Origin of the sequence: Paraburkholderia sp. GAS42, from assembly GCF_050436565.1 — a bacterium.
Taxonomy (GTDB): Bacteria; Pseudomonadota; Gammaproteobacteria; order Burkholderiales; family Burkholderiaceae; genus Paraburkholderia.
In genome coordinates, this window is the sequence record NZ_JBNDML010000002.1 from 43,969 (window position 1) to 63,813 (window position 19,845).

Genomic DNA, 19,845 nt, shown 5'->3' on the forward strand with positions numbered 1-19,845 from the left:
GTAGCGCGGTTTGGCTACGTCCGGTCACACGCTTGCAAGCAACTGCTCCAGCCGCAGCAGTTCGCCTAGCGACCACGCCTGGAACGGCGTGCCGCCGGGCGTGTGCGGCGCGTCGCCGTCGGCGACTTCGGAGACGTGATCGAGACCCGCGTGATCGAGATGGGCGTGGAGCGGCGCAAGGAAGCCCGCATGGGCTTCCGCACGGCTCACGCCATTCATGCCGTGCACGCGCAGCCATGCTTCGACAAACGGGCCGAGCAGCCACGGCCACACGGTACCCTGGTGATACGCGCCGTCGCGCTGAAGCGGACCGCCGGCATAGTGGCCGCGATATGCCTGATCAGAGGGCGCGAGTGTGCGCAGACCGATGGGCGTCAGCAGATGCGTTTGCACCTGCTCGACGACCGCACGCGCGGGCGCACCTTCGAGCAGCGCAAAAGGCAGGCCGCCGACCGCAAAAATCTGGTTCGGTCGTAGCGAGCGGTCGACAGTGCCCGCGACATGATCAACGTCGACGACATCGAACAGCGCGCCCGTCGACGCATCGATGAAGCGCGCGTTGAACGATTCCGACGCGCGCGATGCCAGGTCCTCCCATTGCGTATTCCATGTTGACGCAATGCGCAACGCGTTGATCCACAGCGCCTCGATTTCCACCGGTTTGCCGATACGCGGCGTCACGACCCAGTCGCCGGCTTTGGCGTCCATCCATGTTAGTTGCATGCCGGGTACGCCTGCGCGCAGCAGGCCGTCGGTATCCGCTGCGATGCCGAAGCGCGTGCCTTGCGAGTAGCCGGTGAGGATTGCATCGACCGTTTGCTGAAGACGGGTGCGCGTCGCAGCGCTCGCGTGACCGGTCGCGAGATAGTCGTATACGGCAATGGCGAACCACAGCGACGCATCGACGGAGTTGTATTCCGGCGCGTTGCCGTAGTCGGGGAAGCGGTTGGGCAGCATGCCTTCGGAAAGTGTGCTGGTCCATTCAAGCAGGATCGATTCGGCTTCCGCGAGGCGGCCCGATGTGATGAGAAGACCGCGCATTGCGATGAACGTATCGCGTCCCCAGTCGGTGAACCACGGAAAGCCGGCGATGATCGTACGGCCTTCGTTGCGCGATACCACGTAGGCATCGGCTGAGCGTTGCAGACGTGAGCCGAACGCGGCGCGGCGTTGCCGTTCGAGGTCGGCGAGTTCGCTCGTGCGTTGCGAGGGGTTCGTTAAGGCTTCTGTGGTTTGTGTCCCGGCGCCAAGGACCATGAGCGCTTCGCCGCTGGCGAGATCGAAGGAGAACACGCCGGGCGTGGCGAGGTCTTCGGTGAAATCGAGCCCGCGTTCCCGCTCGCGCACGTAGCAGAAGTTGCGATACCAGTCGGGCGCGTGTGTATACGTGCCGTTCGTCGACGCGTGAATCGACGGCAAATCGCCATACGGCTGCCAGCTGACCCGCGATTGATCCTGCTGCGCGCTGAAGTTGAACGCGCCATTCTCGTGATGCAGCGCGTGATAGTCGCGGCCGGACATCAACGGCCGTACCTTCAGGATGAGATTGCCTGACGCCTGACTGCTTTGTTGCAACCGCCAGCGAAGCACGGTTTCGCTGGTTGCTTTCGCAACGAATATCTCGACGCTCAACACGGTGCCCACATCGATCTGGAAACGCCATGTGGGCCATGGCTCGGTGTCGAAGCCCAGGATGCTCGCGGCGATGTCGGGATAAACGAGGTCAGGCGCATAGCGCTGCATCGTCAACGGATAACGCTGGCCATTGCCTTCGAGCCACGCTTCGATGCCGTTGACGAGCACGACGCGCCCCCGCGCCGACGCACTCAACAGCAGCGCGTGATAACGGCGCGTACGCATTGTGCCGACCGTACCCGATGCGAAACCACCGAGCGCGTCGGTCTCAAGCCATTCGTCTTCGAGGCTTGCGGTATCGATGGGTCTGTCGATGCGGGTCATCGGTTCACGAATCATCGTTGTTCATCGAAGTCATGTCTTGCGGCAGACGCATCGATCGGGGCAGTGTCCGATTTTATCGGCTTGAGTGCGCGCGTGTATGCAGTGTGCCGCAAGCCGGATTCATCTGCTTTTCCTTTCTTTAATCTTTCGATGTGCAAACGCAGCACACATTCTTATGCGGCTCGCAAACGTTTCACAATTTTTTCTTCAACTAACTGGACACTTCATTCCCGATAGCGAATGACCTTCGATTGCCCGAAGTTGTCGTTGCCGAACCCGTTCGAGACAGGGATGTCCAGATGACTGCTCATACCGCCTTATCCACGCTGACGGCCTCGCTTCTAATGATCGCGGTGACCACGCTCAGCGCTTGTGGTGCGGGCGATGCAAGCTCCCCAGGCAATGCGCAAAGCGACACACAACGCGACGCGCAGGGCGCTGGGTCGCGCGATTCTTCGTCGGCATCGCCGCAGTTGCAGAACGCCGGCGGCGCCGTTGCAGAAGGCGCGTCCGCATCATTCGCCGCCTTACCCGACGCAGCGTCAGACGGCGCGGTCGCCGACGTGCAGGCGAGCCTCGCCGCCGACAACCGTCAGGTTGCGCCCGTGCTGCGCTACGCACCGGGCGACAATAGCAACTAGCCGCGCCACGTTGTGGCTGAACGCGCGCGCCTTGAACACCGTCCCCCTTTACCCCCAAGACGAAGGTGATCAACAATGACTTCGAATAGCCGTCGCCGTTTCCTGCAAACCGTCGCGACGTCCGCTGGCGCGGCCGCCGCGATGACTGCGTTACCCGAATCGATCAGAAACGCGCTTGCCGTACCGGCGGCATCGCGCACCGGCACGATCCGCGATGTGGAACACATCGTCGTGTTCATGCAGGAGAACCGTTCGTTCGACCACTACTTCGGCCATATGCGCGGCGTGCGCGGCTATAACGACCGCTTCCCGATCCCGCTGCCAGGCGGCAAGCCGGTGTGGTATCAACCGTCGAAGGCCGATCCAGCAAAGCCCGTGCTACCGTTTCACCTGAACACGCAGACGACGAGCGCACAGTGTGTCGGTGACCTCGATCACTCATGGTACAAGACCCACGCCGCGATCGACGGCGGCCGCTACGACCAGTGGCCGGCCACCAAGACCGACATGACGATGGGCTATCACCTGCGCAGCGATATACCGTTTCACTACGCACTCGCCGACGCATTCACCGTGTGCGACGCGTACTTCTGCTCGCTGCCTGGCCCGACGCACCCGAACCGGTCCTATCTGATGACGGGCACCGTAGACCCGACCGGCACGATGGGCGGGCCGCTTCTCGACAACAACGATTACGTCGACGGCGACGGGCCGCCGAACTATCAGCTGCTGTCGTGGACGACCTATCCGGAACGCCTGGAAGCCGCGGGCATTTCGTGGCAGATCTATCAGCAGGGCCTGACGGGCGCTGATCCGCTGAACGGCAACTATGGCACCAACGTCCTGCAGAACTTCGCGAACGTGATCAACGCGCCGCAGGGCTCGTCGTTGCAGCAGCGCGCGAATGCCGTGCGCACGCTCGACGATCTGAAGGCCGACGTGCTCGCGAACAAACTGCCGCAGGTGTCGTGGCTGTGTCCGCCGGCCGCGTTTTCCGAGCATCCGAAATACACGCCGGCTTACGGCGCTGAATACACGTCGCAGATTCTCGATGCACTGACGGCAAACCCCGAAGTCTGGAGCAAGACTGTTCTCTTCATCATGTACGACGAGAACGACGGTTTCTTCGATCACCTCGTGCCACCGCAGCCGGCAACTTCACGCGTGCAGGGGCTTTCGACGGTGACGACCGACGGCGAGATTCATAACGTTGTGAATCCGGGCCGCGGCGGCAGCTATACGGCCGACAACCTGCCGTACGGCCTCGGCCCACGCGTGCCGATGACAATCGTGTCGCCGTGGAGCAAGGGCGGTTTCGTGTGCTCGCAGGTATTCGATCACACGTCGGTGATCCGCTTCATCGAAGCGCGCTTTGACGTGCATGAGCCGAATATCACGCCGTGGCGTCGCGCGGTGTGTGGCGATCTGACGGCTGCGTTCGATTTCCGCACGCCCGATGCAAAGATGCCGCCGCTGCCTGACACAAGCAACTACAAAAGCATCGCCGACAACCAGTGTGCAACGCAGCCGCCGCCTTCGGTGCCGGCTACGCCGGGCCCGATCGATGCGCAGGAACCGGGGATCCGTTTTGCCCGCGCGCTGCCTTACGAGCTTCATGTGAACGGGCACGTCGAGGGGAAACAGAACAGTCTTGTGCTTGAGTTCGGCAACACCGGCGATCAGGGCGCGCACTTCTACGTGTATTCGACGAACCGCACCGATGGCCCGTGGCGTTATACCGTCGAAGCAGGCAAGTCGTTAAAGGAAACGTTCGATCTCACATCGACGGCTGGCGTGTACGCGTTCACGGTGTATGGGCCGAACGGTTTCGTACGCCAGTTTGCGGGCAACGCCGCGGCGCAGGCGCAGGATCAGACGCAGGGCAACAACCGGCATAACAGGTCCGCGCAGATCGAGGTCAAGACGCACTACGACGTCGCGAACGGTAACGTGTTCCTGCGCTTCACGAATCATGGTGACGGGTTTGCGCGGCTCTCGGTGGTCGATAACGCTTATGGCGCGCATCCGCGTCCCGTCATCGTTCCGCCGGGCGGCCAGATCGAGGAGCCGTGGATTCTCGCGGCGAGCCATCATTGGTACGACCTGACTGTCACAAGCAATGACGACGATGTCTTCATTCGACGTCTTGCGGGACACGTGGAAAACGGCCGGCCGAGCATCAGCGATCCGGCGGCTGTCGCACCGGTCATCGCGGCAAGCTGAATGTCGCGTTGCTGGGTTGATTGCAGGTGATGGCGTGCCCCGGGGCGATGTCTTGATGCTCCGGGGCTGTAGTGCCTTCGTCAGCGCTGCTGCTAGTCCAGAAAGACGTAGTCGGCGAGATAGGGGCTGCGACCTTCCTGACCTTCCTGCGTACAGGGATGAAGCGGCGCGACGCCGCCACGCGTGTTCCAGCGCTGGACATAGCGCACCGAGGCGAGCTGGCCTGGTCCGCCTGCATTGGTCGCCTGCAACAGCAGCAGCGGAATGCTGCCTGGCTGTTGCGTATTCGGCGCCTGCTGCAGCACCTTACCGGTGATCCTGCTGCCATCCGGTGCTTCCCAGCTCGGGCCCGCATAGTGCTTTACCACCAGCTTTCCGGATCCGTCGTACAGGTCAGCCTGCGGCGCCTTGAAAGTCCACGCCAGATGATTGTTTTGATCGGGCTTGCACACGTAGATCTGCACACCGGATGCGCTGAGCGACGCAACCACATGCTGCGCGTCGGCGGGTTGAAGCGCGGGTGGCTCGGCTGTCTGTGCTATCGCGATGCAACAGGCCGTGAGCGCTGTGCAGCCGATGGCAAGACGAACCAGCCGGTCCGGTTGATGAACGCTGCGTGGCATATGTCCTCCGTGGCGAAGGTCGGATAAGTGGTTTGCGGGCAGCAGGGCGCCGGGCTGCCCTGGCCTGCAGCGCGATTCGAACGGTCAGCCGCGCGCGGAACGGGCGCGCCAGATTGCGAGTCCGCGTCGTGCCTGTTTGCGTATCGCGCCCTGGATAAGGGGCGTCCACCCCAGCAGCGTACCCTTGATTCCCAGTGCCTGCCGTGTCCATCCCCACAGATCGAACGTGTCGCGCTGCTCGACAATCTTCCCGTCGCGAAAGCGGAAGCGCGACCGGACGTGATTGACCACCGGCCGGCCGCTTTGCGTAAATACGTAACGCGCCACCCAGTTTGCGCTTCCGTCGAGGTCGGTGGCTTCGACCTCGCTGAAGGAAATGGCAAAGTCTTGCGCACGTTCGGTGAGCATGCGCCACATGTCTCCGGCCTCGCTGCCGTGCAGCTCGCCAAATACGGGGTCGCTGAATGTGATGTTTTCGGCGTAGCAGGCGCTCATCGCTTCTGCGTCCCTTCGCTGGAACGCCTGATAGAAGCGCTCGATCAGTGCTGCGTTGGCATGGTTCATTTTTATGATCTCCCCGTGTGTCCCTGGAAAATTCGGCACGCCGTGTCTGTCAGGCTACAGGCCGCAGAAAGTGCATCGTCGGGCCTCAGGGTGCCTGCAACCACGATGCCTGTCCAGCGACAGCCAGCGTGCTGAGGGAATTTACCGTTATTCGTTATATCCGTTAGTATACAACGGTGCGCCTGTCGAACCGGATTTGCTCAGGGCGGCGAAAGGTGAACATCAAGTGGAGGTGGAGATTGGTCCGCAGCCGGCACGCGGTTTTTGAACGATCGATCCATCCCGGCCAGCCGTCGGGCGATATTTCGTCGACTATCACGGCGCAAAAGCCGGCATCGGACCTCGAACGCGCCGAGTTGATCCGGGACGTCGTGGATGCTTTCCGGCGGTTGCAGAACAGCGTGCTGCGTTTTGTCCGCATGTTCGCTGAAGAAGGCGATGCGCAACTGGCCGCCGGGGCCGATGCGCTTGCATTGCACGAACTGCTCTCGATCCTTTCGCGACAGGCCGAAGGGGCGGGATTCGATCGCCTTCGCGAACTGAGAACCGCGATCAGGGATGCGCGATTGGCAGGACAGCGTCGCGACGTCATTTTCTCGGCTTCGCTGAGCCTGAATGCCGAGGCGATGCACAAGGTCATCAACGAGTTCGAACGGCTCGACGCGACATTTGTTGGTCTCTGCGTCGACCATGTGCTGAAACAGCATTTTCCAGCGCGTCTTCCTGATCGCGTTTCGCAAACGTAAACCACCGCCGATGCACGCCTCTATTGCGCAAGGCAGACAATTTTGAGTCGTTATATTCGGTAGTATATTTCGATGCCATGAAGTCGCACGGTGGAGACGCGTTATCGATCGCGTGAAAACCGCCGTGGAACCCGAACAGGATTCGAGGTCATCATGCACGCTCCTCCGTTTCGCCTCGCTCGCGCACCGGGCATCGGCCAGCCCGGTGAAGACGCTGGAAGCTATCCGCGGCCGGGCGACGTCTGCTGTCAGTCGACCAGATCGCAACTCACCCGCCCAGGGCGCCGCACCCGTCTTGCGGAACTTGATTCGCATCTGCATTGCTCGGTCATTGGCACCTGCCTGACGACGCACGAACTACGCAAGCTGGTGCCGAAATTTGTCGATCTCGACCGGCAGCGCGCAAGTGACCTCGAGATTCACCACGCGGCGGTCGAGCTGGCCATCGAGGGCGGTGCAGGCGGCAAGGCGCTGCACAAGGCGCTGGATGAGCGCTACGCTGGCGCGATACGTCGCTTCGACAAGGCGCGCGACGAGGAAGCCGTGCTTGCGATGTGGGGTGAAGCGCTTAGGAGCGGCGATATTCCGCCCGCGTACTGGGCACTGATGACGCATCCACAAGCCTCACTACACGTGCGGCAGGTGGCGTTCGGCGAGCTTCACATGCTCTCGCATCTGGTGGGCGCGGCGAACCGCGCGGATATCCGCCGGCTTGTCGCGCTGGAAGAGGAAAACGCGACGCTTCGTGACCGGGTCGAACGGCAGCAGAAGCGTTTGCATGAAATGAGCATCCAGCGGGACGCGTCGATTCGCGATCTCGCGTCGCAGATTGCCCAGCTGACCGCTCAGGTCGAGCGACGGAAAGAACCGGACCAGGCCGGTCTGCAAGCCGAAGTATCGACACTGCGCGACGCGCTTGCTGCGCGCGACGCGCGTCTCGCGCTTCATACGAGCCGGCGTGAAGCGGCCGCGCAACGCGCGGCGAAGGAGCAGGAGCACGCACAGGCGCTCCGTGGAAGTCTCGACGAGACGCTCGCACTGCTCGACGTCGTGCAGGCTGAAGCGAGCGCAATGGAGCGAACGATGCAACTTTCCGCCGACGAACCCGACGCGCACCAGGCGCTGCTCGACGCGCTAAACGGAAAGCGGGTTGTGTACGTGGGTGGACGTCCGGGATCGAACGCGGCGCTCAGGCGTATCGTTGAGTCGGCTGGCGGAGAACTGACGTTGCACGACGGCGGCGTGGAAGACCGCAAAGGCCTGCTCGCCGCCGCGTTGCCGCGCGCTGACATGGTGGTATTCCCGGTCGACTGCGTGGACCACGATTCGATGAACACGCTCAAGCGCGTGTGCGAGCGGCATCAGGTGACGTATTACCCATTGCGCACCGCCAGCATAGCGAGCTTTGTCGAACTGGTGACGCGCATCCATGCGGCGTCTTCAGGAACTGCGGCTACACCGCGCGCGTCGCGATTCTGCCTGCGGCACGGCTGAATCGCTAACGAGTTTTGACGTGCAGCAGGTCAGCGCTTGACGAGCTTCGTCAGCGCGGCGATCTGTCCGGAACAGGCGGCGGCCGCCTGCGCTTCGATGTCGCGATACAGGCGGATGATTTCCTCGCCGACGGGTGTCAAAACGCTGCCGCCGCCGCTCTGGCCGCCGTGCTCTGAAACCGTCGCGGGTGATTTGAGCGAGCGGTTCAGTTCGTCCATCAGCAGCCACGCGCGCCGATACGACATGTTGAGGCTGCGCGCGGCCGCCGAAATCGAGCCGTGCTCCTGCACGGCTTCGAGCAGCGATACCTTGCCGGGGCCGAGCGCGATCGTGCCCGCCTGCTGGATGCGCATTCGAAAGCGCACCTCGGGCCGGGCTTTTGCCGGAGTCTTCATTTCATTTGCGGGTTTAGCCATGCGCGAAAGCATACACGATGGCGATGCGCGTTCGCGCATGACGGGGCGTCAAATGGCGCGTGGAAAACAGTAGCCGAAATCTTCGCAGCCGGGGCAACCTGGTGCCGGGCCGGGTTCTGTTCCTGTCGCAAGCGCGAGTTCAAGTGCGAGAAACTTCTTCCATCGCAGGTTCGTCGAATTGCGAGTGACAAGCGTCGGGAAAAACCGCTCAAGCATCGATGTCACGTCGTCGCGACCGCTTAGCCCGAGGTCACGCCACAGATGATCCGGCCTCAGGCAGGCATGCGCGATGATGGCCGCGAGGCAACGCGCGTCGTCTTCATTCACCGACTGGCTTGCGTGCTTGAGCAGCAACGCGGTGAGCATGTCCACGAAATGCTGGTGCGCGGGAGAGGGCAACGTAGCCGGCAACCCGGGAATCCGCGGCGGCGTAGCGTCGCTTGTGAAATGCCGCTTGAAGAGTCGATGTAGTTCGCGCTCTGCGATGCCAAGCAGCGCCATTTCGCCGCGTAAGTCACGCGCCGCAATCAATCGGGCAAACAATCGTCCGTCCGCAGTGCGCCGTGCGGCGCAAGCCTCGTCGAGGCTTGACGCGCCAGCCGCCGTGTTTGGCGATGGCAGGTCTTCCTGGGGCAAGTGGTCGGTCATGATAGCGACACAGCGCGCCTAAGGCCTGAGCACCCGCGTTTCGATACGCGCGAGCCGCTTCACGTGACGCGGCGCGGGCAAAATGTCCGCTCCTGAAAAAAGCACCGGCGCGCCATGATCCGCATCCAGCGGCTTGCCACCACATTCGTATGCCACCAGCACCTGTTCACCTACCGGTGTATTGAACAGTTCGTGCCACGAAAACGTGACCGCATATCCGTCGTGGGCGCTCGCGATGAATACCATCCGCTTGAAGTCGCCCGGCGAATCGCAGCGCAGGCCCGCCAGGTTGATTAGCTCTCTCAGCAGCACACCGCGATAACGATCGACCGTTCGAATAAAACGGTTCGTCGTGAAGCACCGCAGGTCGAATGGATCGGCGAGCACGTTCGCGCGTGCCTTCAGTTCTTCCACCGATAGCGACATTGGACGCAATACGTCGCCGGTCAGCGAAATCGTGCCTTCGGTTGTGTTCGCCGCAAATGCCGCCGCTGTATCTGCCGTGCCCATCCTCGTTTCCTCCGTCGGCCGATCCGGCTTGACGTCGCTATATCTCTACGTATATTACGCTGCGATCGTGTACGGAGGCACGTGAGATTGCACGATATGCATCATATCCGCGGGCATATTCTGATCTTTGCGCGTATGTCGTCGATCGCGCGGCGTCGGGCGGGACGCGCTACGTGCGCACGTTTCCGCTCAGGTGAAACGCGACGTCGACCACCCCTGCGGCGGCCGACGTGAACGAAAAGAGGCGATTACTGATCCACGCCGACAATCACGCTCGACGCCTTGAATATCGCCGCCGCAGCCTTGCCGCTGGCGAGGCCGAGCCGGTCGACGCTATCGTTGGTGATGATCGCCGCAATCTGGGCGCCACCTGCCGCCGCAATGATGACCTCGGCGTTGACCGCGCCCTTGTTCACGGAAGACACCGTGCCGGCGACGAAGTTGCGCGCCGACACCTTGCTGCCGTCGACGTCGACCACCACGAGCACCGATGAAGCCTTCACCAGTGCAAAGGCCGGTTTGCCAGCCTCCAGACCCAGCGCTGCGGCGCTGCCGTGCGTGATGACGGCGACGATATCGAGGCCATCCTGCGTGCGCAGCGAGATTTCGTCGTTGACGGCGCCGGCCTTGACGCTCGTGACCCGACCAGAAAAATGATTGCGGGCACTCGTGCGCATTTCTGTCTCCGTGTGAAAATCCCGTCGAAGCGATCACGGGAGGTCGGGTTTAGGAAGCTGCCCAAGTGTACCTGAGGAAACCAGGGTTACACCGATGGCACGCCTTCTTCCACAAGCATCGCAACTGGCATCGCCACCAGCGCATCGCGCAGGTAAAGCAGACCCGATTCATCGACCTTCGGCGCGCCTGGACTCAACCAGTCGAACAGCGCGCGCGAAGCCAGCGCCTCCGGCGTCTCGACGGCCGTATCGCCCCATCGTTCGGGATCGACAAGCGGTGTACGGGCGCTCGCATCGAGCAACGTTGCGGCAAGACGCGTTGCGATGACGATGCCATACGCGTTCCCATAGCGGCGCGCGAACGCGATGACATGCGCGGCCCGGCTGCCACGAATCTGCAGCGGCATGTAGACGCCCTGATCCGGCAGCGCAGGCAGATGTGCGCGCAACGCGAGCATCCGCTGCACGACACCCAGCTTCACGCGACCGTCGCGCCAGTTGGCGAGTTGTTCGGACGGCGGCGTCGCGACGAGCCATTTTTGCCGCTGCGCGAAATCGACAGGCCGTCGATTGTCGGGGTCAACGAGACTGAAGTCCCACAATTCCGTGCCCTGATACAGATCGGGCACGCCGGGCGACGCGAGTCGAAGCACTGTCTGTTGCAGGCTGTTGATCGCACCCGCCGCACTGATCCGTTCGACAAACGCATGCAGTTCGCGCAGAAAGCCATCACGGCGTTGCGGCGCGAGAATGTCGAACAGAAACTCGCGGCAGGCGTTTTCGTATGCTTCGTCGGGCGCGAGCCAGTTTGTGCGCAGCTTCGCTTCGCGCAGCGCCTTCAGCTGCCATTGCGCGACGCGTTCGGCCAGCGCCTTCACGCCTGCTTCATCACCGGGCGCGAGTTCAGTCGGCCAGCAGCCAACCAGTGTCTGATACAGCATCGCTTCTGCGTCGGGGCCTGGCGCCCACGTATGCGCAGCCGGGGCGCCGGTAACGTCGCTGTTGCCTTTCAATTCACGACGATGCGGCGCGTTCAATGTCGACCAGCCACGCAACGTAGCGCCCCATTCCTGAGGAATTTCGCTCAGCACGGCAAGCCGCGCGCGCACATCTTCGCCACGTTTATGATCGTGCGTCGCGGTGGCCAGCATCGCGTGTGGAAAGCGCCGCGCGCGTTCGAGATTGCTCGCGTGAAACTGCTCGACGGTCAGCGCGAACTCGCCCGGATCTGCGCCGACTTCATTGCGCGACAACAGACGCCCGTAGCGATAGCACGCCGTGTCTTCGACGGCCTTTGCGGCCACCGGCGCGGTGAGCTGCGAGAAGACCGTTTGCGCAGTGCGTCGCGACGATCCCGAATGACTCGATGCGTTACTGCCGTTGCTTCCCTGCTGCACGGTTTGTGCACGTGCAGCGCCACCGCTGCCTTCATCTGAACTTGCACCGCCAAGCCATTCGCCGATGCGTTCCAGCACGACGTGATCGCCGCGCGCCAGCGCGCGCCTTGCAGCGTCGAATGCCTGATTGAAATAGATCGTGTCGACTTCGCTGCGCACGCTGTTCTGCGGATAGATGCGATACACGGGGAAATGCACGACCAGTTCGGTCAACGCGCGCCGGATCGCGGTAAAGGTGAAATCGCGTGTCGAAAGCTGGTCGCGCGCGATGCGATGCAGCGCGCGTGCCGCACGATCCAGTTCGGCCGCAAGATTCTCAGCAAGCATCTTGCGACGAGCGATCAACGCCTCGTCCGCGAACGAGGCGCTACGGCCCGTCAGTTCCGCCCAAGTCGCGGCCAGCGGCTCAGCGCCTTCCGGATCATGCAGTAACGCGCCGACATCGTTCATGAAGTCGTAACCGGTCGTGCCATCGACGGGCCAGTCATCGCGCAACGGCTCGCCCCGGGCGAGAATTTTCTCGACGACGAAATACGGATTGCCTTCACGCAGTTCGTTAAGCCGCTGACGCAACCGCTGACAGTATTCGCGTGGCTCGGCCAGTCCATCGACATGATCGACCCGCACGCCATCAATGACGCCTTCCGCGTACAGCCGGAAAATCAGCGCATGCACTGCGTCGAATACTTCGGGGCGTTCGACGCGCACACCCGCGAGCGTGCTGATGTCGAAAAAGCGCCGCCAGTTGACTTCGTCGGCGGCGGTGCGCCACCACGCGAGACGATAATGCTGTCGTTCGAGCAGGCGATGCAGCCGCTCCCGTGTCACCGGATCGGCCGGATTGAATGTTTCCAGCGCGAGTTCGATCGCCGGCAGACCGTTCTGCGCGACGAACTCACGTAGCGCATTGATGCCTTCGGCGGCGCGTGGCTGGTCGGCGGGCTGCGTGGTGAGGCCGCTGAAGCGGTCCGCGAGCGCGACCAGATCGGCGCGTTCCACAGCCTTCAGGATGCTCGCGTATTCGATCGGGCAGACCGGGAACACGTGGTCGTGATACGCGATGAAAAAGCGGCCCGTATCCGCGGAAAAGCGCAACGCGATGTGACCAGACGCAAGCTCGTCGCCATACGATGCGCCGAGGCAAGGCAGCAGCACCTTGCCGCGCAACGCAGGGTCAGGCGAATGCCAGTCGACGTCGAAGTACCGCGCGTACGCGCTATGCCGCCCCCATTCGAGGATGTCCTGCCACCATGCGTTGCCCGGGCCGCCTACACCCATGTGATTCGCCACGATGTCGACGATGAGCCCCATGCCATGCGCGCGCAGCTTTTCGACAAGACGTTTCAGGCCTGCTTCGCCGCCGAGTTCGGCGTTGACCTCGGTGTAGTCGATGGTGTCGTAACCGTGCATCGAACCCGGCACGGCAGTCGTGACCGGTGAAGCGTACAGATGGCTGATGCCGAGCGCGGCGAAGTATTCGACGTGCGCGAGCGCATCGTCGAACGTAAAGTCGCGATGGAACTGCAGTCTGAGCGTGGAGCGTGGAACAGTCATGGTGTGTCAGACGGTGAAGAAGCGGGGGAAGAAGCGGGAGCGGATGCCGCGCGCGCGGCATCGACCGCGAGCAGACGGTCGCAGAATGTCGCGTCCCTGAAGAGCTCGTCGACCGGCAGCGCGAGGCGGCGACGCCAGTTCGGATGCTCGTCGATTGAGCCGGGCAGGTTGGGCTGGTCCGCGAGCGCGAGCAGGTCCTCCAGCGGAAATATCGCGAGTGGCGCCGGCGTCGCCGACACAAACGCCAGCGCCTCGTCGACGGGTGGGCTGTTAAGCGGCGGCGGGGGCACATCGCGCGCGGCGACGCCTGCCGCCTGAAACGCGCGCCACAATGCGTCGCGATCGTTAGCGCGTTCTTCGTGCGCAAGCGCGACCGGATCGCGGCCGTCGGCCCGGGCGGAAGTTTGCCCGATCCGGTTGCGCCAGTCGATATCCGCGCCCAGCCACCAGCCGGCGACCGTCGGCAGATCGTGCGTGGTCGTGGTGGACACCGCGTCGCGGTCCCAATGTTGCGGCGCCTTGAAGCCCTGACCCCAGCCGGCATATTCGAACCACAGCACGCGGATACCGGCAAGGCCATGTTCCGTGAGCCGTTCACGAAAGCCCGGCGGCACGGTGCCGAGATCCTCGCCGATCACGATCGCGCGGTGACGCCACGATTCGAGCGCGATCAGACGCAGCATGTCTTCAAGCGGATAGCGCAGATACGCGCCGTTGGCCGCTTTTTCGCCGTCTGGCACGAGCCACAGACGCCGCAAGCCGAGAATGTGATCGATGCGCACGCCGCCTGCGTGCGCGAACGCGGCGCGCAGCATGTCGATGAACGCGGCGAAACCCTGCGTGCGCATCGCGCGCGGTGAAAACGTAGTGAGCCCCCACGCCTGGCCCGCCTGATTGAACAGATCGGGCGGCGCGCCGACCGATACGCCTGTCAGCATTTCGTCGCGATACGACCATGCATGACTGCCGGCGCTGTCGCAGCCTACCGCGAGGTCGGCGATCAATCCGACGGCCATGCCGGCATCGCACGCCGCATGCTGCGCGTGCGAGAGCCCTTTCGCAGCGAGCCACTGCAGGAACAGATGAAACTCGACTTCGTGACGATGCGCCTGCGCGAACGCTTCGACTTCTTCGCTGCGCGGATCGCGCAGGGTTTCCGGCCAGTTGCGCCAGTGACCGTCGCCGTCCGGCGCTGCAAGTTGCGCGGCCTGCAACGCCTCGAAGCGTGCGTGATCTTCGAGCGCGCGTCCGCCGCGCGTGCAGAAGCCGTGGAATTCGAGCGCACGTGGCGCGTCCTGCGCGCGCTCGTGAACGCAGAAATGTTCGAAAAGCGTCCGCAATACCTTGAGTTTCAGCACGGCCGCGGCCGGCCAGTCGATCAGCGGCAACGCTTCGAGTTGCGACCAGGTTTCGCCGGCCTCTACCTTGACGATTGCCGCACGCGCGGCTTCCGCGCCGAACACAGCGGCAGGATCGATATGCAGCACGTTCAACCACAACCGCGACGACGGCGAATACGGACTGAACCGTTCCGGCTCGGCGCTGAACATCGCATGCGTGGGGCTGACTGCGAGCGCGTGCGCGCCACGTTTCGCGCTTTCGATCGCAAGCGCGGTGAGCGCCGAATAATCGCCGATGCCGCCGTCGCCCGTGCGACGCAGTCCGTACAACTGCGCGGCTACGCCCCATAGCGGCGGCACGCTGGACGTGTCCTCATGCATGACACGCCACGCGTCAGCGACGGTGTAGCAGCGCCTGGGCGCAACGGCCAGCGTCATGCGCTGCTCGTTGATGACGAGCGAGTGATAGCCGACCTCGCTGATCGGCGAAAGCAGCGCGGCTTCCCCTTTTGGCGCTGTGAAGCGGCCATCGATAATCGAGCCGCTTTCGAGTTCGATGCGGTAACGGCTGCCGGATTTCACCGCGGCAGCCGGCAACGCAATGCCGCGTTCGCATTCGGCGGTCATCAGGGGCGGCAGGCGGCGTCCGGTCGCTTCGACGTCGAGCGCTGCCGCACTCTGTCGGAGTTGCGTGGCATTACTGCACGGCAATCCCATGCGTTCGAGCAGCGTAGCGAGCGTGCTGTCGGGTACGCGTTGCATCACACCATGCGCGTTTCCCCATTGGACTTCGAAACCCGCGCGCACAGCGAGGCTCTCAAGTGTTTCGCTGGAGTGTCGGTTAGCGTTCACGCGTGCGGCTCCGGTTCTGCGACCTTGCGTGCGTCGTGACCGGTGGCGTAGCCGCTGACGTCGCCCGTCAGCCACGCGACGAACGAAAACGGCGGCAGTTCTTTTGCCACGACACGATCCCGCGCGCGCGCGGGCGTTTCGAAAATCACCTTGCCGGCAGGCATTTCCATGAACGGCACGCTTTCGCGCGAAAGATTGAGTGCGATGGATAGTCGCTCGCCATCGCCGAGTTTCCAGCTTGCGATGAGCGCATTCGCGTCGCCGCCGGTCTGCGCCGGCAGCACGCGTGCGCCCAGTGGCTTTGTGTGCCGGAGTCGCGGCGTGACCAGTTTCGCGCGAACGGCCAGGGCCGATTTATAGAAGTGCATCCATTCGAGCCGTTCGGCGCCCTCCGCTTCCCACGACGGTGACGACGAAGCAAACGTGCGTGCATCGTTCGGATCGGGAATCTGCGCGCGGCGCTTTTCGTCGCTGAAGGCCGAGAAGCGTGCGAATTCACGGCGGCGGCCTTCGCGCACTGCGTCCGCGAGATCGCCGGTGTAGTCGGTGAAGAAGAAAAACGGCTGTTCGGAGCCGGATTCTTCATCCATGAAGAGCAGCGGAATCTGCGGCGACAGCAGCAGGAGTCCGGTAGCCGCACGCAACGCTTCGGGCGAACATAGCGAGCGCAGTCTTTCACCCATCGCGCGGTTGCCGACCTGATCGTGGTTCTGCAGAAACATCACGAACGAGGTGGGCGGCAGATGGCCGCTCGGCTCGCCGCGCGGCCGGTTATCGTGGATCGGCGACGGGTCGCCCTGATAGCCGAAGCCTTCGCCGAGCACCCGCGCGAGGCGTTGCATCGGCTGGTCCGCGAACGCGTGGTAGTAGCCTTCGTGTTCGCCGGTCAGCAGCACGTGCAGCGTGTTGTGTGCATCGTCATTCCATTGCGCGTCGAAGTGCGTGTCGAGCAGTGCAGCCGTGTTGTGCTCGTTCTCCAGCACGAGATGCACGTGTCTGCCATGCTGAACGTGCGCGCGGACGTGATCGGAAAGCTCGCGCAGCCATTCATCGTTATCGATCGCGTGGACCGCATCGAGACGCAGGCCGTCGAAGCGATATTCGTCGATCCAGTAGCGCGCGTTGTCGCAGAAGAATTCGTTCACTTCGATGCGATCGAAATCGATCGCCGGGCCCCACGGCGTATGCGTGTCTTCGCGAAAGAACGACTTCGCGTATTGATGCAGATAGTTGCCGTCCGGACCGAAATGGTTGTACACCACGTCAAGAAACACCTGCAGCCCGAGGCCATGCGCGTGGTCGACCAGCGCTTTCAGATCTTCTGGCCGGCCATAGCTGGAGTCGGGCGCGTAGGGCAACACGCCGTCGTAGCCCCAGTTGCGTGTGCCAGGGAAGTCGTTGACCGGCATCAGCTCGATCGCCGTCACACCGAGTTCGACGAGCGCCGGCAGACGCTGCGTCACCCCTTTGTAGCCGCCTAGCGCGCCGACGTGCAACTCGTACAGCACGGTTTCTTCCCACGGCCGGCCATGCCAGTTCGTGTGCTGCCACGTGTACGCGCGCGGATCGATCACTTCGCTCGGCCCGTGCACATCCTGCGGCTGGAAACGGGACGCCGGATCGGGCACGGTCAGCCCGTCATCGAGGCGATATCGATAAAGCGTGCCCGCGCCGCACGCGACTTCCGCTTCGAACCAGCCGTTGCCGGTGGGCGTCATCGCGACTGATGCCGTCGGCGCGCCCCCTTCGATCTCAACCGTCACCACCCTGCACGACGGCGCCCAGAAGCGAAAGCGCGTGCGCGGCTGCGGGCTGTCCGCGCCGCGCAGTTGCGCGCCGAACGGCAGGCAGTGCGCGTAATGGCGCTTGTGCGGATCAATCGGACTTTGAGACATGATTCATCACCATTCAGTTTGACGTCGCCCGGATTGGGTGCCGCATCGGGTGGGTCAGCGGATGCGGCATTCGATCCAGTGCGCAACGTCGGCGGCGCGACTCAATTGTGGTCCGGCGCGCCACCCGGATCGGGCGGCAGCGCGGTCAACAGGCGCGGTCCATATTGCGCGCCCGCACGCCAGCCAGCCTGCCAGTCCGCGTCGCCGACCGGCAGCGCGCCAACCACGACGAGCGCATGCGCGGCGACTTCGAGGCTGGGCGTTGCAAGCGGATGCGGCGGCGCTTCCGGACGGGCCGTATCGAGCAGCACATTCCATTCCAGATGCGGCGGAGGCGGCGTGAAATCCAGCGCCTCCGACGATGCGTTCAACATCATCAACAATACTTCCGTTTGACCATTGAGATCGGGCCCGGCGCGACGAAACGTCAGCGCGCGTCCTTCGGGGTCCTGCCACGCTTCGATCGTCAATGGCTCGCCGCGTTCATCGAACCAGCCAACATCGTAAAGTCCAGGCAGCACTTCTTGATCGCCGGACAGGAAGCGCGTCTCGCGAAAGAGCGGATGCGCCTTACGCAATGCGATCACGCGTGAGACGAATTCTGTCATCCGCGCACCGCTTGGAAGCGTCGCGCGCTCCCAGTCGAGCCACGAAATCTCGTTATCCTGACAGTATGCGTTGTTGTTGCCCTGCTGGGTGCGACCGAACTCGTCGCCGGCGAGAAAGAGGGGCGTGCCGAGCGCGGTGAAGAGCGTCGCGATCATCGAGCGCGCGACGCGCGCACGCGTTTCGATGATGTCGGGATCGTCTGTCGGCCCTTCGATACCCCAGTTCCTGCTGCAGTTCTCGTTGTGGCCGTCGTTGTTATCTTCGGTGTTGGCCTCGTTGTGCTTCTGTTCGTAGGCGGTCAGATCGGCGAGGGTGAAGCCGTCATGCGATGCAATGAAATTGACCGACGCCCATGGCTTTCTGCCGCGCCGGTTGAAGAGATCGGCGGATCCTGTCAGACGCGCGGCGAGGTCAGGGCGAAGACCGGCGTCGCCGCGCCAGAAACGGCGCACGGTGTCGCGGAAGCGATCGTTCCATTCGCAGAACCCCGGCGGATGATTGCCGAGCTGATAGCCGCCCGGGCCGATATCCCAGGGCTCCGAAATGAGCTTGCGCTGCGACAGCACCGGATCCTGACGGACCGCATCGAAAAAGCCGGAGCCGGGATCGAAGCCGGAATATTCACGACCGAGCGTCACACCCAGATCGAAACGGAAGCCGTCGATGTTGAACGCAGTCGACCAGTAGCGCAACGAATCCATCACCATCTGCAACACGCGCGGATGCGGCATGTTCAGCGTGTTGCCGCAGCCGGTATCGTTGATGTGGTGGCGCTCGTCGCCGGGAATCAGGCGGTAGTAGCTGGCGTTGTCGAGACCGCGCCATGAGACCGTCGGCCCCAGTTCGTTGCCTTCGCAGGTGTGGTTGTAGACCACGTCGAGAATGACTTCGATACCGGCTGCATGGAGTTGCCGCACGGCAATGCGCATTTCGTCGAGCCGATGCATCGACAGATAGGACGGCTCCGGCGCAAAGAACGCAGCCGTGTTGTAACCCCAGTAGTTGTGGAGCCCGCGGCTCACGAGAAAGCGGTCGTTCAGAAGCGCGTGCACCGGCAGTAGCTCCACTGCAGTCACGCCGAGCTTGAGCAGATGGTCGATGAACTCCGGCGACGTGAGCCCGGCAAACGTACCGCGTTCGTGGTGACGCAGATCGGGTCGCATCATCGACGCGCCGCGCAGATGCGTCTCGTACATCACCGTCTCGCCCCACGGCACGTTCGGCCTTGCATCGTGCGACCAGTCGAACGCTTCGTCGATGACGACGCACTTCGGCATCGCGGGTGCGGAATCGCGACGATCGATCGAAAGATCGAGCCGGTTCGAATGCACGCGGTAACCAAAGAGCGCGTCCGACCAGCGGAACTGGCCGACGAGCTTGCGCGCGTACGGATCGAGCAGCAGTTTGTGTGGATTGAACCGATGCCCGTGTTGCGGCTGATACGGGCCGTCAGCACGAAAACCGTAGACGGTGCCTGGATGCGCGCCCGGCAGATAGCCGTGCCAGACTTCGTCGGTGGATTCGGGCATGTCGAAGCGCGTCAGCTCCTTGCGCCCGGTCGGGTCGAAGAGGCACAACTGCATCCGGTGCGCGTTCGCGGAGAACACGGCGAAGTTCACGCCGAGGCCATCCCAGCTGGCCCCAAGCGGGTAGGAAGAACCCGGCAATAGCCGGTCGGGCAATGCATGCGACATGAT

The 19,845-nt window shown here is 63.2% G+C and carries 15 protein-coding genes; 3 read left to right on the forward strand and 12 right to left on the reverse strand.

Annotated features, from left to right (window positions below):
- Nucleotides 1–24: 24 nt before the first annotated feature.
- Complete coding sequence (locus tag P3T16_RS02790; protein ID WP_429341400.1) at nt 25–1,959, reverse strand: amylo-alpha-1,6-glucosidase; 1,935 nt, start codon at nt 1,957–1,959, stop codon at nt 25–27.
- Nucleotides 1,960–2,258: 299 nt separating this feature from the next.
- On the opposite strand from P3T16_RS02790, the gene P3T16_RS02795 reads away from it, so the two are divergent.
- Both P3T16_RS02795 and P3T16_RS02800 read left to right on the forward strand, forming a co-directional pair.
- A complete protein-coding gene (locus P3T16_RS02795; RefSeq protein WP_429341089.1) occupies nt 2,259–2,600 on the forward strand; it encodes a hypothetical protein in 342 nt (113 codons plus the stop codon).
- A gap of 75 nt (nt 2,601–2,675) precedes the next feature.
- Nucleotides 2,676–4,823, forward strand: a complete 2,148-nt coding sequence (locus P3T16_RS02800; RefSeq protein WP_429341090.1) for a phosphocholine-specific phospholipase C — start codon at nt 2,676–2,678, stop codon at nt 4,821–4,823.
- Nucleotides 4,824–4,915: 92 nt separating this feature from the next.
- Here the strand turns inward: P3T16_RS02800 and P3T16_RS02805 are convergent, their stop codons facing one another.
- The 3 genes from P3T16_RS02805 to P3T16_RS02815 form a co-directional block, all read right to left on the reverse strand.
- The gene (locus P3T16_RS02805) at nt 4,916–5,446 is read right to left on the reverse strand and encodes a DUF3455 domain-containing protein (protein WP_429254119.1); all 531 of its coding nucleotides are present in this window, start codon (nt 5,444–5,446) and stop codon (nt 4,916–4,918) included.
- Between the two features lie 84 nt (nt 5,447–5,530).
- The gene (locus P3T16_RS02810; protein ID WP_429341091.1) at nt 5,531–6,010 is read right to left on the reverse strand and encodes a nuclear transport factor 2 family protein; all 480 of its coding nucleotides are present in this window, start codon (nt 6,008–6,010) and stop codon (nt 5,531–5,533) included.
- 200 nt (nt 6,011–6,210) lie between these two features.
- Nucleotides 6,211–6,717 (reverse strand): hypothetical protein, encoded by a 507-nt coding sequence (locus P3T16_RS02815; protein ID WP_429341092.1) that lies wholly within the window; start codon nt 6,715–6,717, stop codon nt 6,211–6,213.
- Nucleotides 6,718–6,909: 192 nt separating this feature from the next.
- Here P3T16_RS02815 and P3T16_RS02820 point away from each other — a divergent pair, with 192 nt between their 5' ends.
- Entirely contained in the window at nt 6,910–8,250 is a 1,341-nt protein-coding gene (locus tag P3T16_RS02820; RefSeq protein WP_429341093.1) for a DUF2325 domain-containing protein, read from the forward strand.
- 29 nt (nt 8,251–8,279) lie between these two features.
- Here the strand turns inward: P3T16_RS02820 and P3T16_RS02825 are convergent, their stop codons facing one another.
- The 8 genes from P3T16_RS02825 to glgX form a co-directional block, all read right to left on the reverse strand.
- Nucleotides 8,280–8,603, reverse strand: a complete 324-nt coding sequence (locus P3T16_RS02825; protein ID WP_429254507.1) for a winged helix-turn-helix domain-containing protein — start codon at nt 8,601–8,603, stop codon at nt 8,280–8,282.
- 111 nt (nt 8,604–8,714) lie between these two features.
- A complete protein-coding gene (locus P3T16_RS02830) occupies nt 8,715–9,314 on the reverse strand; it encodes a nitrogen fixation protein NifQ (RefSeq protein ID WP_429341094.1) in 600 nt (199 codons plus the stop codon).
- A gap of 18 nt (nt 9,315–9,332) precedes the next feature.
- Complete coding sequence (locus P3T16_RS02835; RefSeq protein WP_429341095.1) at nt 9,333–9,824, reverse strand: molybdopterin-dependent oxidoreductase; 492 nt, start codon at nt 9,822–9,824, stop codon at nt 9,333–9,335.
- A gap of 248 nt (nt 9,825–10,072) precedes the next feature.
- A complete protein-coding gene (locus P3T16_RS02840) occupies nt 10,073–10,501 on the reverse strand; it encodes a TOBE domain-containing protein (protein ID WP_429341096.1) in 429 nt (142 codons plus the stop codon).
- Between the two features lie 86 nt (nt 10,502–10,587).
- Nucleotides 10,588–13,452, reverse strand: coding sequence for a malto-oligosyltrehalose synthase (treY, locus tag P3T16_RS02845; RefSeq protein WP_429341097.1), 2,865 nt, complete (start codon nt 13,450–13,452; stop codon nt 10,588–10,590).
- Nucleotides 13,449–15,644, reverse strand: coding sequence for a 4-alpha-glucanotransferase (gene malQ / locus P3T16_RS02850; RefSeq protein ID WP_429341098.1), 2,196 nt, complete (start codon nt 15,642–15,644; stop codon nt 13,449–13,451). The genes treY and malQ overlap by 4 nt, the downstream gene beginning before the upstream one ends.
- A complete protein-coding gene (treZ, locus tag P3T16_RS02855; RefSeq protein WP_429341099.1) occupies nt 15,641–17,539 on the reverse strand; it encodes a malto-oligosyltrehalose trehalohydrolase in 1,899 nt (632 codons plus the stop codon). Before treZ ends, malQ begins: the two co-directional genes overlap by 4 nt.
- 101 nt (nt 17,540–17,640) lie before the next feature.
- The gene (gene glgX / locus P3T16_RS02860; protein ID WP_429254129.1) at nt 17,641–19,842 is read right to left on the reverse strand and encodes a glycogen debranching protein GlgX; all 2,202 of its coding nucleotides are present in this window, start codon (nt 19,840–19,842) and stop codon (nt 17,641–17,643) included.
- Between the last annotated feature and the right edge of the window lie 3 nt (nt 19,843–19,845).